The sequence below is a fragment of the Methanobrevibacter smithii ATCC 35061 genome (assembly GCF_000016525.1).
Classification (GTDB): domain Archaea; phylum Methanobacteriota; class Methanobacteria; order Methanobacteriales; family Methanobacteriaceae; genus Methanocatella; species Methanocatella smithii.
The window spans coordinates 1712601-1729536 of record NC_009515.1 but is presented as its reverse complement, the minus strand read 5'-3'; the positions used below and the strand labels follow the sequence as shown (position 1 = coordinate 1729536).

Here is a 16936-nt window from a genome sequence, read left to right as displayed (position 1 = left end):
AAAAAAACCTCTTCATTTATTTAATTATACTCCTATTTTCATTTTCACACCAGACACATTATAACTCATACTTGTACCGCTACTCCATGCACCTGCTTTTGTAATTAATCTCCACCTATTAGGATTAATTTCTGCTCCTCGACTCTTATTGGCTGTGTTAATTGTTTGAGAATCATCACATAATACATAACTTAACTTATCATGTCTTACTTTGAAAATTAAACCAAAATATTTTCCTGCAACATTCCCATATGTGCCCTTTTGGTCGTAAGTTCTATTTGTTCCACCATCACAAACTATATCAACCCATGTACGGCCTTGCTGAGGGGTGCATACTACACTTATTTTTTCGTTTGTTTCTGGGTTCAATAAGATAAATTGTATATTAGAGTTAGTTCCTAAGCTGTTAGGACTCCATGATAAAAATAAGTCAAAGTTTTCAAGATTAAAAGTATCTGTACGATACCCTTCTTGAGTGCTCTGCTTGTAGGGTATTTGTATGGTATCGTGAACATGTGAGTGAGTAATACTTTTATCTGCAATACTGCTTCCTTCAGGCAATATAACATCAGATAAAAAGAAACTAAAATCTCTTGTATTAATATTGGTTTTACCATCCAAGCTTGATTGAAGATCAGTAATATTGCTGATACTGTGACTGTGACTATTGTTAGCTTTACCGTTCAACGCATTAGTCACGATTTTATTCTGTACAGGATTAATAGAAGAACTACTTAATGATGAATCAACAACTGTTTTATTAGCACCATCATCAATATTTTCCAATTTTTTGTCATGATCATAAACAAAACCATTTACACTTGACTGTCTATTAATTCCATATTCATACACCCACATGCCATCATCACTATCCTGATCAAGGTCTATACTATCACTTGTATGGCTGTGGTTAACATTTGCTTTATTTGCTAATTGAGTATTCATTTCTGTTTGTGTAACATACCCTGATAAGTCAACTGTTGTTTCAGTTGAACCAATTTTTTCAAATTTATTATTAACCCAAATATACTCATCATAAATATTACCCTCAACAGAAGCTGAAGTATTTAATTTTAAATACATTACTCCAACTTCCCCTGTAGATGGTAATGAATTTACTATTGTTGCTGTAAAACCAATTAATGAATTTATCTGAGAATTAATATTATTTACTTTCGCATCTATTTCAGTTTCAGTATAATACCTTTCATCATGATTATGTCCAACATTTGATTTTCCACCTAATTTTGAATCAATTTCTGTTTTCTTATAATAATCATTTAAATGTTTAACAGCAATATAATTGCCAACATGTACCTGATAACTATTTGCTCCATCTTCACTAGCTATATTTAAATATAAATCACCAGTAGTTTCATCATGTTCAAATATTGGAGGGTTGGTTTCATCATTACAATAACACCATAGATTTCCTTCAGCATCTCCTGCTAAAGTGAAAAAACCTGGTGGAGGTACTGTAATATTTAATAATGGGTTTGCCCATTTGTCGAACAATTCATCAATGGCTTTACTTACTGTATTGGCATCTGTCTTTAATATGTCGATGTCTAGGAAATCTTCAATGTTTCCTATTTTTGTGCCTAGGTTTGTTTCTCTTAATCTTGCACATGCATTATTTAATGCTTTTCTTTCATTTTCAGTTAGTTTAGTCATATTACACTCTCTCGTTTAACATTACCTATTTTAATCTCTTTATCACCATTTAGATAAGGATTATAACTTATTTCTGTTATTTGTGCTTTGAACACCTCTGAATCTGGGAATCTTACATATACAAAATCCCCTACATTATAATTGTGTCCTGGTGTTTCTACAAGGTCTACTTTTATGCTTTCATTTTTCTCTAACCATTTTGTGTTATCTCCCGAACCGTTTAATTTTTGCCAGCACCCAATCAATACTTCTTCTACTGATTGTTCGCTAGTTTCAAATGGTTCTAATTTTGGATTACAATCACATACTGTGAGATAATTGAAATCTACAAGTGTTGGTAAAGCATGAATATATAATTCTCCTCTTGGTTTTACATAGGGGAATCTTGAAAATTCAAAAAGTTTTGTTGTATCACATGTTAATGATACAAAATCACATCCTTTTAGTTTGAAAGTTACGTTGCCGTACCAGTAGTTGAATTTTGATTGTTTTGTGATTACATTTACTATATTTTGTTTTGAATCACTTTCATCACCAGTATATTCTGCAGTTATTTCTTTATATTCTCCTACTTTTTCTTTGACTGTTTTTGTTGCAGTGGTTGTTGTTTCTGCTTCTCCAGGAGTTAATTTAACTTTTTTACATTTACCATGACCCCATTTGTCTCCTCCACAGTATCCGCAGTAATCTGCGTCACATCCTCCTTTTTTCATGCTGCAAGTTATTTCGCCTTCGTACACTTTTTTAGGATTGTCGGTTAATGTTCCAGTTTTGCCACAGTTTGGGCAGTAGTTTTTCCAGGTTTTTGTGTATCTTTTATATGCTGTTCCTGCACAACAGCCACATGATGGCATCATGTTTACGGTTATTGTGTTGGGATCTCCTGTTGTGACATTTTCAGTTACCTGTTTTTCTACTTCTTTTTCAACATATTTCATGAATTTTATTGACTTATTTTTGTAGTCAATAGTTATTTCGCTTTCATCCTGAATTAGATTCGGTTGTTGGAAATATATCATTGAAGTATTGGGATCATCATCTGCTATTCCCTGATTAGTTATTTCAATTCCTAGTGTGGATGCTCCTTTTATTTTTTTAATTTTGAGAATAGGGTATGATTCGCTGATATATTTTTCAACATCTAAAATAGTACATCCTGGGATTTGACGTGGTGTAATGGTTGGGATTTTATTTGAAGAGGTTGTATTTTGTGTGTACATGAATGGCATGTATTCGTAGTTTTCATAATCTTTTATATAGTGAATATTTTCTTGTACAAATGTTAAAGAAACAGTGTCTATTATTTTTAGTTCATTAGAATTAAAGAAAACATCTTTTTTTGTTGTTAAATATTTTGCAAGAACATATATCAAATATTGGAAGCTTAGTCTTCCACCTGTAATTGATAAGCTGTTTGGTGCTTTTGTTTGAGTTATGCAGTACGATTTGATTATTCTTGCTAATTGTATTATTTCATCCTGTTTTATGATGCAGTCAATATGGCTGTGTGATGGTAAATCTGCACAATCTACAATTTTAAGTGAAATGTTTTCAGAGTTATTGTCTTCAGTGTTGATTATTGCTTCTGCAAGTAGAAGTATCATTTGTCCCATGCCTATTTTAACATTGTAGACTTTGTTTTTTGATGAATCTTCATATATTTCACTATGTGATATTTCAAACTTGTTTGGGAAGTATTTTTGAACATCAAGAAGTACTAATAGTTTTTCAGCACAATCAATAATGTCTTGTATGTAAAAATCATATTCAAATAATGTTGGTGGAATATTATTGTTTACGTCAAGATTGTAAAATTGTCTAAGTATTTTTGAATAATCTACTTCATCAGTATTTTCTGAAGAAATTACTGGCATTATACCTAATGCATTTTTGGTTTCATCACTACTATATGATAATTCATTAGTATTTTCTCCAATTACAACACTTTCTACAATTTTATTGTGTGTTACTCCATAATTTGCAGGTTTTAGTAATTGTATTTCTTTTATAATGTTATTATTTTTTAAAGAATAATTTGTTTTAAATACTAATCCTGATTGTTTTTCAATAGCTTTTAATAAGTTGTATTTTGTTATTGAGCCTTGAACATTGATTAATCTTTTACTATAATCAATACTGTCAATATCTGTTTTTGTAACATTGAAAAATCCTTTCAGTAATTTGTTTAGGAATAATTTACTGATAATGATTGTATTTCCATTTACATGTGAAGCATAATTGGGATCTCGGATATAGAATGGTTTACAATTGTTTAATTCTACAATTATTTCTTCTGCATCTACATCAATAGATTTGTCTATATAATCAAAGGTGCATTCACTATTAATAACAAACAAACAATTATCAACAAAGATTTTGTTTCCTTGTTTGAATAATTGCTTGTCTCTTTTAACATTTGTAAGTTTATGTGATAGTTTTAATGTTTCATATCCTTGATATTCATCAGTAATATGTATTTCTGATAATTCAGTATCTAAAAATTGAAGAATATTTTCTTGATTATCTAAAACAACAACCATACTTTTTATCCTCCTTTTTCATAGTAAATTACATCAGTCACTTTACAATTGATACTGTTTTCAAAATTAAAATGATGATCCAATATGAAAAAACTAGAATCTACACTAATACAATTAGGATCTATCTTGAACCATTCACTATATTTTTCATAGAATACATTTCTATTTTCACAATCAATTTTAATCTTTGTTGTTTCAGGTAAGTTTGTTATAAACTCTCCTTCAAGTTTCATTAGTTGTCCAGATTCTGATTCAATTATTTGTATGCTTGTTGATTCATCTTCACTTAATTTATACAAAATAATGTCTGGTTTTACTTTTCCAATTGTGGTTATTGTTCCTGCGAAACTTTTTCTTAATGGGTTAATATTTCTACTTAAACCACTAGGGATTATTAAGTTCACTTCACAATCATAACCTCCAACCATTGCTTCTGCATCAATTGAATCTTCTATATAGTAATCAAAACATTCTTCAGGTGCGAAAAAGAAACTAATACTTTTTAGAATTGGTGAATCTAATGTGTCTCTTTCAGGATACAGGTAGTCACTTACATATTTCATGATTTCTGTTGATTCTTCAAAATCATCTCCGTAAACTCTGAATTTTAATTTGATTTTTTTATCATCAACATTGACTCTTATAGGGTATTTCCCATCTGCTCCTTCAATTTTATATTTTTCTGTATCAAAATTAGCTCCACGAGGTATTTCTGTTTCAGGACTCATACTTATAAGGAAATATTTGCAACTAACACCATTAATATAGAAATCGCAGTCTTCTCCACTATTTTTTGAATAATATACTGTGATTTGCACATTTTTCATTTCGACTTGGACTTGAGTGACATTGTCAAATGCATCATCAATTTGTAAGAAAAACCTTAAATCATTTAATATTGTGTTGATTTCTGGAAATGGAATGCCGAAATTATGGAATTTTCCACCGAATTTAAAGTTAGTGTCATTTCTAGTGATGTTTATGCTGTCTAAATAGTAATCTAATTCATCATCATCTAATGTTCCAACACCACAAATTAGATTAATTGATTCTTCAACACTTATGTCTCCAGTTATTTCTATTCCATGAATCAGTACATTATTGTTTTCTAATCCTTGCCAGTTGAAACCTTCAAAGAAATGTTTTGTAGATAAAGCTAACTCTGGAGGTTCAAGTAATAAATTTGCAGTGCTGCCTACATCACCTAACAAATATCTTTTTGGAGATAAAGCCAATACTGGATATTCATAACCTGCATATCTTTCTTTAAGTATTAAAGATAAATTACCAAATTCTACAGTTCCATAGTCAAAATCTATGAAATTCCCATAAAAAATTAGATAGATTGGTTTACTTGCATCATATGTAAACTCACAGGATAACTCTTCCCATATGTCCTTAACACTGATTTGATTGGTGTATGAATTTGTTGTTCCATTTACAACACAAACTCTTAAGTTTTTCAAACCTTTTTCAATTTTAGAAGCATTTAACAGTCTTCCTAATGCTGAGAAAACATAAGTTTCACCATGTTCAAGGTTTGATAATGTGAATTCTGATAAATTCAATATTGAATAATAGGATTTATATGAATCAGGAATGTTTACTTTCACTTTATCTGTGAAAACACCTAATAATAATGGACTGGTCATTTCAATATTATGCTCTCCACTACTTTTAGAGTATAAAGGAATATTTGTATCAAAAACAATGTTTCCACTATCATCTTTTTGCCATTGTGATTTTGAAATTTGTAAAATATTATTTGATAATCCTGGAACAGGTTCTTTTACAGTTAATCCTCCAAAATTCAGATTTAGTGTTAAATCTAATGGAGCATCAGTTTTTAAAGTTATGTTTAAGTATGTTAAATCTGTAACTGTATCTGTACTAATTTCAATTTCTTTGTTATTTGCATAGAAATCCCATACTTCCAATTGGGGTTTTTCTACTACAAATGTTGTTTTTGTTGAATGGCCACTATTGTTTTCATCAAGTGTGATTGTAAACAATCCTTCAGATGTTGGAGTTACATAGAATATTAATTCTGCTTTACCATTTGTTGTTGCTTGTCTCCATATGCCTGTGGTCCAGTCATAATATGGTGAATCATATGTGATTTCACAGTCTCCATTTGTGATTATCTTTATGTTTGCCGATATTTCTTCTGAAGGTTTTGTTCCACTGGTTTCAACCATTGTGCATTTTACAGCTACTTTTTCACCGTAACTAACAATATTTGGTTCAATGCTAATGCTTGGAATATAATTTCCAGTTGTATACACTACAATTACTCTTAAGTATTTCATTTCAATGTAACATGGGTTTGTAGATGTATTTTGTGGTAAATCAAATTTAACATCAAAATTTGGAGTGTTAATGTCTTTTCCTTTTAGATTCAAATTATTAAATTGAACTTCATATTCTCCAAAATTATTTCTAGGTGGGGCATTACCTGTTTTTGACAGGTTTAAACTACTTAATATGATTTCTGGATTTGAAAAACTTCCATGTGCAGTTTGACTTATCTGTGCAGAGTATGCTAATTTTCTATATGAATATTGTACTATTATACTCGTTACTTTAGCTGAATCTGGAATTAATCCATCATATTTAAAATCATATCCACGTATGGTTGATGGATGTTTTCTTGAACCATTTCTTCCAGCAATCGCATTTTTATATTTTGCTCCAGGATCTGCATAACCCCAATGTCCCACAGTATTTAAATCATTTGTAATATTTTCAATATGATCACATGAACGATAAGGTATGTTGTTTCCTTCTATATTTTGAACTTTACTAGGATATCTTAAAATACTAGGCAATTTAATAATCCCTCCATCATTTTTTTTAATTTTTAATAAAACCATCATACTCTGAATTAAACAATAAACAGTTTAATTGAAAGCTAATGTAATCTCCTTTACTTACCCCATCAGGAAAAGCAAATTCAACACTCACATATTTAGCACCAGCAGGTATTTTTGATGTTTTAATAGCACATCTTCCTTTATTACCCATACCTTCATTAGCAATATCCATAATTTCCTGATTTTCAATTAATTTACCATCTTTATCGAAAAATACAAACCCAACAAGTATGCTTTCAATAGTGTTTTTTGCATCATAATTAGATGAAAACACAATACTGGAAGCATCATCAGGTATGTGTACTCCTTGATTGTTCTGATGGATTAAAAGAAAAAAAGGAGAAGTTAAATCAACATTCTCCGAGAGATATGTTTCTTTAACTTTCAAAGTATAACCATTTCTAAAAGGAACAACTTCAAAAAAATCACTATATGGGTTGAAATTAAAATCAAAATGTTCACAAACAAACAAACTAGATAAACTAGATTCCATACAATATTGAATATCTTCACTAAATCTGTTAGTTAATGAAACATCTTTACTTAATTTAAATGAATATACATTGTAAGATTCCCATTCATCAGGTTTTACATTATTTAATGAAACCATACATTTATGTGATTCAAAATCGTTTTTATCTTCCAGATATCCATGTTTGTTACTTATGATATTACCGAAGATTTCACATTCTTCAGGATTAATTTTTATAGTTTCCATTATCTTTTAACCTCTCATTCTTTTAATACGATTGTCTCTTTTAATTAAAGCTTCAGCAATGCGGTCAATTAATTTGGAATCAGTTATCACTTCTTTTAAAGTTGTGATTATTGATTTTTCATCAATATCTTCTCCTTCAACAGTAACATTAAGATTATGATCTATTGTTAAATGCACATCATCAGATGTATAAGACACTAAATTATCAGCAGTAGTATTATTCCTATTATGTTCAATATTCTGGAAGTATGCATTTTGATTTGTTTTCATTAAATCAATAATATTATATATTCCATCTGTAATGATTCCGAATACATCTTTAGAACTTCCTCCAGGACTTGCTGAACCAAAACTAACTCCAGAACCTCCGCGGAATATTCCTCCACGTTTTTGGAATTGTGTCATATCATATATTTGACCATTAACCATAGCTGCTACATGGCCTATTCCATTCCATGATCCATGAATCATGTGTCCTGATAATCCCAACATAGATGCTATTTCAATTATCATTTCTGCACCATCAAAACAGTTGCATCTTACTTGATCCCAAACTTGCTGATTACTATATCTTGAATTATAATAAAATTCATAAGTTCCAGGGTTTTGGAATCCTCTTGCAGTTAAGATTTTTCTTAGAAGATTTTCAAAGTTTCCAGGATTTAATTGCGGTTGTTTTCCATCACGGAAATCTTCCACATGATAATCTGAAGGTATTTGAATTCCAAGGAACCATGGGTCTGCTATCCTCCATTTGTATGCAGTATTCATTATTTTATTCACATTAGTATCAGGAATTCCTGCAAAACAAGTATTTGGATTAACACAACCATTAACTCTTGCCAAATCATTAATTACGCTTGTTGGTAAATTATAATCTAAAAGATTTAACCATGATTTGCTTTTATTGTTTTGAGGATGTTTTACTTTAGAATTAGTGTCAATTACTCTGCCTTTTCCTTGTCCTAATCCTCCAGCAGCATAACTTGCTATTGTGCCTTTTGTGGATTTTCCAAAGTTAATGCTTCCACCAGGTAATGTTCTGCCTCCAATTAATCCTCTTGTTGAATTAGTTGCTGGGCCTGCAGGCAGTCCACTACTGAAATGTGCATTGGCTAATTGATTATAGAAACTTGCAATACTTCTATGAAGGCTGCTGAATTTATTGTATGATTGTGTTTGTATGCTTCCTGCAGCTGAAACAATATTGTCTTTCATTACTCCCCATGCATTAGTCATTTTATTTGTTACATCTATTGTGGAGTTACGTACTTGATTTAAGTTCTGGGTTGTTGTTGATTTAATATTGTTCCATGCTTGAGTATTTGAATTACTCATGCTTGTTAATGCAGTGGTTACTCCATTACGTGTTGTTTGGAAGCTTGTTACTACTCCTGCAACTCTCATTTGAATAGCTCCTGCATTTAATGCTATTCCTGCAGTTAATGTTGAAAAGCTTGTTCCGATCATATTGTTGCTTGCAGTGATGCTTTCACTAGCTAATGATACTTCTTCAACAAGACCATTATATTGGTCTCCAGTTTCTTCTGTACCTGAATTATTATTGCTTAAATCAACATTTGCACTATCTGTTTCAACTTCAGTGTTTGTTGTTACTGGAGTTGTGATAGTTGTTGAAATATTATTTAATGCATTTTCAACATCAGCAGTATTGAATCCATTTACAATGTTTTTTCCAACATTTTTACCTGCTTCATATGCTGATTTTCCTTTGTCTTTAACTCTTTGTAGCATGTTAAAGAATTCTAGTACTACTTTTTCTTGGATTATTCCTGGTGAATGTATTCCCATTGCGGAAAGCATTCCGTCTACAATTTTTTTACCGATTTGCTTTGCATTTTCAACTAATTGTGAACCTGCAGATAGTATTCTTGAGCCTATGTTTAGGAATTCCTGGTATACTTTTTGAGGTAATTGCTTTATCCAGGACATTACTCCAGATACTACTTGTGATGCTTTTGTTTTAGCATTACTTACCCATTGTGCTCCTGCAGTTATTACTCTTACAGCAACTGCTAAAAGATACATTTTTATTTTATCTGGCAATTGTCGGATAAATTGAACTACTCCTGTAAGGAAGTTTCTACCAGTATTAACTGCATTATTCCACATTGACTGAGCCCAACTAACAACACGATTAATCACATTTGATAATATTGTGCTGATTGTTGATTGAATAGCTGCCCAAGCCCAAGCAATTGCTTGTTGAAGACTTATTTGACCAGTAATTAACTGGCTAAAAATTGTTGCCAGTTGCATGAATAAATTGAATAATGGAGTTACAATATCAAGTACAAGTTGCCATGCTGGACCAAATACACTTAATAAGAATGATGCAATTCCATTGAAAACATCCCATATTATGGTGAGTATGTCTATTGCAAGTTGAACTCTAACTTTGAAACTTTCAAATACTGCTCCTATTGCATCGATAACTGCTCTTGTTCCATCAACTTTACCTTTTGCACTTTCTGGGAATATTTCATCCCATATTCCTTTCAACCAATCTACAACTGGTTTGAGAGATTCATTCAAATCAGACCATGCATCTTGAATTGCTTTGATAGTTGCTTTTACATCAGGATGATTTATGAATGCATCCCATAATCTACCAATATTATTCTTTATGGCTTCGAGCATGGTTCCTACATCTTTCCACCAACCAAAAGCTTTACCTACTTCATATATTGCTACTGCTATTGCAACTAATGCCACAACAACCCATGTTAATGGATTTGATAAAATTGCTCCTGCAACTGCTAAAAAACTAGCCGCCAAACCCATATTTGCTATTTCAACACCTAATGCTCCAGCAATATAAGTTACAAAACTAGTCGCACTAGCAGCTATTGCGGGAATTACTGAACCAAGAATTACAATACCCAACCCAACTAAAGCTGTTGAAAGTACACCAATAGTTACTGCTGCTTTAGCCCAATCGGGCATGCTTGACCATGCTGATTGTAATGCTTCAACCATCCAAGTAATCATTTCAACAACTGTTATAATTATGGGAGTTATTGGGACAAGGATAGATTGTATTAATTTGCTTCCAGTTACTGTTAATGCTGCCCAAGCATCATCTAATGTTACAATTTCTTGTGCGGACTGTTCAAAACCCATATCGCTAAGTGTTTTGTTCATTGCTTGGAGTAATCCAGTTTTATTATTTATATCTCCATCCCATCCATTTTTCATGAGCATGTCTTGAGATATGCCTATTTCCTGCAGTCTTCTGAATTGGCCATCCATTGCATCTGATACTGCAAGTATTGCATCTTCTTGTGTTCTTCCTTCTTTTACGAAAGCTGAACTCATTACTGCAGTTGTTTTAGTAAGTTCATCCATTGAAGCTTTAGGAAGTTTTAATTTCACTCCCATTTCTAATGCGGCTGCACCTACTGCATTCATATCTACTTTTCTGAAGCTATCTTGCATTTTGTCAACAGCCCCATGGAATTGTTGTAGTTCTCCTTCAGTCATTCCTAATCTTTGACCGAATCTTTCAAAACTTGCAGCTGCATTTATTGATTCTCTTGCTCCTTGAACCATACTGTTTACAAGGTCAAAACCAATCATTCCTACAGTCATACTTGCTGCTGTTCTAAGAAATCCAAGACCTCCACCTGCAGTTTTAGCTCCGTTTTCAAGTCCTCCGAAACCAGTTCCTGTTTTTTGTGAACTTGTTCTTAAACCTTCTAAAGCTAATTGTGCTTCTCTTGCATCTCTTGTAACATTATCTAAACCAGTAGTATGGAAGTTTAGCAATGAATTTACTTGTTGAAGTATACCAATTAAAACTAATAATATTGCTTTTAGTAGTTCTGCTGATGCTGTTGTTCTACTGAATCCCGAACCATCAATTGAATCTAAGGCTGCATCTGTTGAATGTGCACTTGTTCTAGCTCGATCTAATGCCATGTCTAATTGTGCTGCACTTGATGAAGTTGCTGTTAATGTGTATCCAGTTATACTATTTATTCCACTGCTTAAACTAAGTGCACTGGATGAAGCTTGTTTTAAACTTGAAGATAATAATCTGGTACTATTATTTGAACTATTCATCGAGGAAGATAATCTTGTAGCACTAGATGATGCTGTGAGTAAATTACCTGAATTAATTGTGTTGATTGAAGTGTTAAGTCTATATGCACTATTCATCGATGTATCCATTGAAGTGGTTAATAGTTTTGCAGAATTAGATAATTGATTAATTGTATTGGGATTGATTGAATTTAATGCTGTTTTTGTAGAATTAGTGCGATTTGTAACTTCAGTTAATTCTTTATCTAACTGATTAGCAGAGTTTTTGGCTTTATCCATACTTGAGGAATCAAATTGTCGCATTGCATTTTGAGCTTGTTGTGCTGCTTTTTGAACTTGCTCCATTTGTGCTTGTATCTCTTTTAATTGAGCTTTAACACGGTTTTCCAGTTCAATTATTAACTTTACAATATTATTGCTCATTATTCTATTCCTCTGCTAATTTCTTGTTTTTTTCTTCTGACACGGTCTTTTAGAGAATGTGAAGCATGATTTGTACCTGAAGATTGTTTATCCTGTTTATCACGAACTAAGGGTACTGCATGATTCAAGAATAATTTCTGCCTAATAGTTAAATCTGCTTGGTTTTCTGCTAACATATAACCGATGTCTTGAAGAGTTACTACTTCAATAGCTATGTTTTCATTCTTCTTCACGAAATTCTGCTATATTATTATCCATTGATTTAAGGTTATCTAAACCACTGAAAATTAATGCTTCATTTACAATTAAGTCTAATGTTCCTGCTTTTAATTGTTCAAGGTCTTTTTTGGTGAATTTATCAGGATTGTCTGCATTGTCTAATACTTTTAATGCAAGGTTCATTTTTGCATCATATTTCTTTTTTTCCATTGCTGCGAGACTGGTTTTGAATTTTGTGGTGTCTTCTGCAAGGCTGGTTTGTTTTGCTTTGATGGTGGAAATCATGTCGAAGTTTCCTACATCACGGTATGCTGATGTGAATTGGTTGTATTCAAGGTCGCTTATTTCTCTTATTGCTACTTCATTATCGTACATTGGTAGTTCGATTATTTTTGTGTTTTTGATTCCGCCGATGATCATTTCTTTTGTAAGCATAAATATCACATTTTTATATAATAATTTTTTTTTGAATTTTAAATAAAGTAATTGAATGAGAATAATCATATTCTCATTTCATTTAATCTGTGTAAACAGTGATTGTTTTTGTTTTACTTGCACCATCAATTAAAATATGTGCTGGTTCTACTTTAGTTGCAGTTGGTTCACCAGTCAACTCTATATCATACACTCCATCTTCAGCAGTAAGTGTTACTTCACCATTACTTGAAGATTCAGCATCAACAGTTGTGGATCCTTTCATTAATGATACTGTGTAATCAGTTGTTAATTTAGCACCTTCCTTATCAACAAGTTTTATTGTTGCATCATAAGTTGGGTTGGGATCACTGTCTGCTTTTCTTGCAAATAATGCTCCAGCTAAATTTTTATAATGGTCCATTGTTGATTCAACTGTTTTTGATAAACAAACAATACTTAATTCATATTTAACTGGGTCTGCATTCATTGTTGCAGATGGTTGGTTGATAATACACATTGGACAATATAATTCGAATTTTTTATCACCATTTCTAATGTAGAACATTAATTCAAAGTATTCTCCTGCAAGGTATCTTCTTGGTCCTTCCTCACTTCCCCAGTACATTTCCAAGTATTTTTCATCAGTATCATCTACTGTTAAGTTTAAACCAATTTCTCTTTTAGCTGCTCTTGGTATTTTACACATAAACCTTGAGCCCATTCCTCTTGCATCATCAGTATTAACATTGTTTTTGATTTCAAGACTTATTTTATTGGTTTTACATCTCATTTCAGTCCATTCATCTTCACCAAATCTTCTCATTTTAACACTGTCTATATGGTAAAATGATAATGGTAATTTTCCAAAGTTAAACTCTGATAATTTTTTTAATGGTTGTTTACTATTGATTTTTGATTTGATTTCTGCTGATGCAGTTAAGAATTCTGATTCTACTTCAATACTTAAACTGTCCATCACCATACCTAAAATTTCCATCTCGTAGGTTGCACATCCTGCCATCACAGTATAAGAAGGTAAGATACTACTATTTGTACCGTAGATAATATCTCCTTCTCTTCTTCCCAATACTGCTTCAAGAAGGTATTCTAATGTTTCCATTTGTAAGTTGCAACTGAAACTGTTTTCAGGTACATAGTAAGCAGCTACACCAGATTGATAATCCCTACTTACTACTGAATCATATTTTGTAAATTGCTCTGGTGGAGATACATCCATCTCTGATATTTCAATATCAATAGATTCTCCACTAAGGTCTTTTTTTGCAAATTCTCCTTCTTTTACTAATCTTAAATATTTTAGTTCTTCTGCGGCTGTTACCATATTCTTTAGCCTCCATCACATTTTGAATTCTTAATTTTAAATCTTATTTGGAATGTTACACCTGCACTATACACATTTTTCTTTTTACCCAGACCATATGGAACCCATCCGAAATCCTTGGTTTTAATATTGAAAAATTCTAAGTCTCCAAGTAATCTTGAACTTATTATTCTACGTTCTGCCTGTGAAACTATACTTGTAGCTTCATGAATACCTATCTTAGGATTTTTATTGTTAAGCACCTGTGAGGATAATATTATTTCTCCTTCAAAGGTTTCACTTAAACCAGTATCAGTAATATTTTTAAATGGTTCATCTACCCATAATTCCAGATAAGGTAATTCTGGTGTTCCCAGACTTACACCCATAAGAGATAAATGTTTAATAGTGCCATCTTCAATCATTTCAGATAAGACCAGTTGGAAACCTTCCATTAGTTTATCATAAGCTTCTATGAAATCTTTCATAATCCCACCTCTTTTAATGTTTCAGACACATATTTGTTAATTTTTGATTCAGTAGTTTTAACTGCATGAGGATAATAATGGTATCCCCTGAATGCTGCTACTTTTTTAGGTTTAGGGACAAAAACATCTTTACCAGATTTATCCACCCAATGCAGGGCTTTTTTATTTTTAGCTGAGAAACTTCCACGACCATCATGAACATATTTTTCATAACCTGAAGGTTTTCCTCTTGCTTTTATAACATACATTTCATCTGTTTCCCTTCTTGCAGTTATTGCAGTTAAAAGATTGTAACGATTGTATTTTATCCTACTTTGAAGGTAAGTTTTAGCATCTTTACTTGCTCCATAACTTACCTTTTTACCTAATCTTGGAGGTACCCGTAATATTTTTTCTTGCAGTCTTTCCCATCCCGCATAATCAAAATCAAAATGTATCATAAAAAATCATCAACTCTTATAAAAAATTAAAAAAAATGTTTAGATTGAGAAAACATGAATCTTAGATTTTTTAATGTAAGGCTTCATTCTTTTTTCAATGTCTTCTGTGAAAATATTGTTTACTGCCTCATCAAAATCAAAATTTTCATGATCAGTAATTCCCAAGTCCTGTCTTACAGCATGGCTTCTAATAATGTTACTGGTTAATTCAATAATGATTTGTATTACATCATCAGGAATTTTATCTGGTATATCATATTTCTTTTTAACCCATGATTCCATTGCAGTGTAATAATCATTAATATAATTATCTAATTCAGTAGTTTCTAAATTAAATAATTCTTCAGTATTTTTATTAGCTCCACTGTACTGTTTGATTTTTTTTAAGGTGTTTTCATCCAACATAAATTATTCCTATGTTTTAGTCATTGTAATGGTTAATGTAGTTGAATCATCACCTACAGTATAATTACCTGTGCTTTCAAAGTTTTCATAACCAGTACATGTTGCACCATATGAATAAACTCCATAAGGAACATTACTTATTGTACAGCCTCCAGCACTACCAGTACCGTTACAAGTGTAAGTTTTACCATCAGTAATATTTGTTAAAGTTACAATAGCTCCTTCAACAGGATTTGTTCCATCATCAACACTTACACCAATATTTTTAGTACTAGTTGTTGTGCTGGAGTTTATGCTTCCTTTATGTATGCAAGAGCAGATGCATCAGACCATGCAAACTGAATATCAGCATACATTGTAGAAGCAATATAATACTTGTTAGATTTTAAATCAAATTCAGATTCAACAATAATATTATCAGGATCCGCCAACCATTGAATGTTTTCTTTATGAGTTAAAATTACTGGTTTTTTAGTGAAACCATTACGAAGAGTACTGAAAGCTGGAATTGGTACTAATGGTACTTCCTCAATAATGATGTCCCCATCTTTAGTAATAACTACATCATTAACAGCATACTTGTCATGATTATCTGCTACATATCTCCATACTGCTCTTTTAAAACTGTATGGTACAAATGCAGCTACCCCACCATCATTTTTATATTTATCAGGGAATAAATCCAACATTCTACGGAATTCTTTTAACGGATTGGAATCTGTTGCAGTTAAATCTATTGTTTCTTGATCTATATCAGAATCATCTTCTAATTTTTTCAAGATACCATCATTTACTTTATATGAAGTTGCAACATTAGATTCAGTACTTGCAGTATTCCCATAGATTAATGTTCTTTCTAATGCTCTACCATTTGCACTACCAAATTGACCAGTTAAAGTATTCATGAAATTCTTTTGCTCAATACTGTCATATAATACAGTTCTGTGAACACCAGTTAAAGCACGATATTCTTCTGCATCAAAAGCCCTATTAGTGAATGTTGGGTCCTGTTCATTGCTTAAAGTTTGTGGTGTACCACTGATTCTTCCAGCTTCCAATTCAATATCAAAACTCATCATGTCCAATTCTCTTTTATGATTGTGAGTTGGAACAACTTTAGTCTTGTTTAAAAATGCTGTTTCTTCTTGAACAGCTTGCATGTATTTATCTGCTTTTTCCGCTTGAAGAACTCCTTTACCGAGTTTCCCACTTCCTTCTCCAATATCTACAAATTTAAGGATAAAATCTTCATTATGCATGATTTTATCAGCTAACGCTTGTTCTACTTGTTTAATTGTCATTTTATATCAAACCTTCTCATAAAAAATTTAATTATTAAGTATAATATCTTCT

General features: G+C 31.7%; 13 protein-coding genes. All 13 read right to left on the bottom strand.

Annotated features, from left to right (window positions below; translation table 11 throughout):
* Positions 1–24: 24 nt before the first annotated feature.
* Entirely contained in the window at positions 25–1674 is a 1650-nt protein-coding gene (locus MSM_RS09265; protein WP_011954698.1) for a phage tail fiber repeat family protein, read from the bottom strand.
* Positions 1671–4214 carry a hypothetical protein gene (locus tag MSM_RS08440; RefSeq protein ID WP_011954697.1) on the bottom strand — a complete coding sequence of 848 codons (2544 nt, stop codon included), beginning with the start codon at positions 4212–4214 and terminating at the stop codon, positions 1671–1673. Before MSM_RS08440 ends, MSM_RS09265 begins: the two co-directional genes overlap by 4 nt.
* 5 nt (positions 4215–4219) lie before the next feature.
* Positions 4220–7042 carry a phage tail family protein gene (locus MSM_RS08435; RefSeq protein ID WP_233144506.1) on the bottom strand — a complete coding sequence of 941 codons (2823 nt, stop codon included), beginning with the start codon at positions 7040–7042 and terminating at the stop codon, positions 4220–4222.
* 25 nt (positions 7043–7067) lie between these two features.
* Positions 7068–7805 carry a hypothetical protein gene (locus tag MSM_RS08430; protein ID WP_011954695.1) on the bottom strand — a complete coding sequence of 246 codons (738 nt, stop codon included), beginning with the start codon at positions 7803–7805 and terminating at the stop codon, positions 7068–7070.
* A gap of 6 nt (positions 7806–7811) precedes the next feature.
* Positions 7812–12293: a phage tail protein gene (locus MSM_RS08425; protein ID WP_011954694.1), complete on the bottom strand. Its 4482-nt coding sequence runs from the start codon at positions 12291–12293 to the stop codon at positions 7812–7814.
* Positions 12293–12526, bottom strand: a complete 234-nt coding sequence (locus tag MSM_RS08420; protein WP_011954693.1) for a hypothetical protein — start codon at positions 12524–12526, stop codon at positions 12293–12295. Before MSM_RS08420 ends, MSM_RS08425 begins: the two co-directional genes overlap by 1 nt.
* On the bottom strand, positions 12513–12947 hold the full coding sequence (locus tag MSM_RS08415; protein ID WP_011954692.1) for a hypothetical protein: 435 nt from the start codon (positions 12945–12947) through the stop codon (positions 12513–12515). Before MSM_RS08415 ends, MSM_RS08420 begins: the two co-directional genes overlap by 14 nt.
* 82 nt (positions 12948–13029) lie before the next feature.
* The gene (locus MSM_RS08410) at positions 13030–14271 is read right to left on the bottom strand and encodes a hypothetical protein (protein ID WP_011954691.1); all 1242 of its coding nucleotides are present in this window, start codon (positions 14269–14271) and stop codon (positions 13030–13032) included.
* A 5-nt stretch (positions 14272–14276) separates the two neighbouring features.
* Positions 14277–14738, bottom strand: a complete 462-nt coding sequence (locus tag MSM_RS08405) for a hypothetical protein (protein WP_011954690.1) — start codon at positions 14736–14738, stop codon at positions 14277–14279.
* On the bottom strand, positions 14735–15178 hold the full coding sequence (locus tag MSM_RS08400; protein WP_011954689.1) for a hypothetical protein: 444 nt from the start codon (positions 15176–15178) through the stop codon (positions 14735–14737). Before MSM_RS08400 ends, MSM_RS08405 begins: the two co-directional genes overlap by 4 nt.
* Before the next feature lie 39 nt (positions 15179–15217).
* A complete protein-coding gene (locus MSM_RS08395; RefSeq protein ID WP_011954688.1) occupies positions 15218–15583 on the bottom strand; it encodes a hypothetical protein in 366 nt (121 codons plus the stop codon).
* Positions 15584–15592: 9 nt separating this feature from the next.
* On the bottom strand, positions 15593–15781 hold the full coding sequence (locus MSM_RS09470) for a hypothetical protein (RefSeq protein ID WP_394295871.1): 189 nt from the start codon (positions 15779–15781) through the stop codon (positions 15593–15595).
* Positions 15782–15873: 92 nt separating this feature from the next.
* Positions 15874–16884, bottom strand: coding sequence for a phage major capsid protein (locus MSM_RS08390; protein WP_011954687.1), 1011 nt, complete (start codon positions 16882–16884; stop codon positions 15874–15876).
* Between the last annotated feature and the right edge of the window lie 52 nt (positions 16885–16936).

What these genes read in the sequence shown, in the direction of transcription:
- MSM_RS09265 (WP_011954698.1), bottom strand. Translation starts at nt 1,674, where the DNA reads ATGACTAAACTAACTGAAAATGAAAGAAAAGCATTAAATAATGCATGT.
- MSM_RS08440 (WP_011954697.1), bottom strand. Translation starts at nt 4,214, where the DNA reads ATGGTTGTTGTTTTAGATAATCAAGAAAATATTCTTCAATTTTTAGAT.
- MSM_RS08430 (WP_011954695.1), bottom strand. Translation starts at nt 7,805, where the DNA reads ATGGAAACTATAAAAATTAATCCTGAAGAATGTGAAATCTTCGGTAAT.
- MSM_RS08425 (WP_011954694.1), bottom strand. Translation starts at nt 12,293, where the DNA reads ATGAGCAATAATATTGTAAAGTTAATAATTGAACTGGAAAACCGTGTT.
- MSM_RS08415 (WP_011954692.1), bottom strand. Translation starts at nt 12,947, where the DNA reads ATGCTTACAAAAGAAATGATCATCGGCGGAATCAAAAACACAAAAATA.
- MSM_RS08410 (WP_011954691.1), bottom strand. Translation starts at nt 14,271, where the DNA reads ATGGTAACAGCCGCAGAAGAACTAAAATATTTAAGATTAGTAAAAGAA.
- MSM_RS08405 (WP_011954690.1), bottom strand. Translation starts at nt 14,738, where the DNA reads ATGAAAGATTTCATAGAAGCTTATGATAAACTAATGGAAGGTTTCCAA.
- MSM_RS08400 (WP_011954689.1), bottom strand. Translation starts at nt 15,178, where the DNA reads ATGATACATTTTGATTTTGATTATGCGGGATGGGAAAGACTGCAAGAA.
- MSM_RS08395 (WP_011954688.1), bottom strand. Translation starts at nt 15,583, where the DNA reads ATGTTGGATGAAAACACCTTAAAAAAAATCAAACAGTACAGTGGAGCT.
- MSM_RS08390 (WP_011954687.1), bottom strand. Translation starts at nt 16,884, where the DNA reads ATGACAATTAAACAAGTAGAACAAGCGTTAGCTGATAAAATCATGCAT.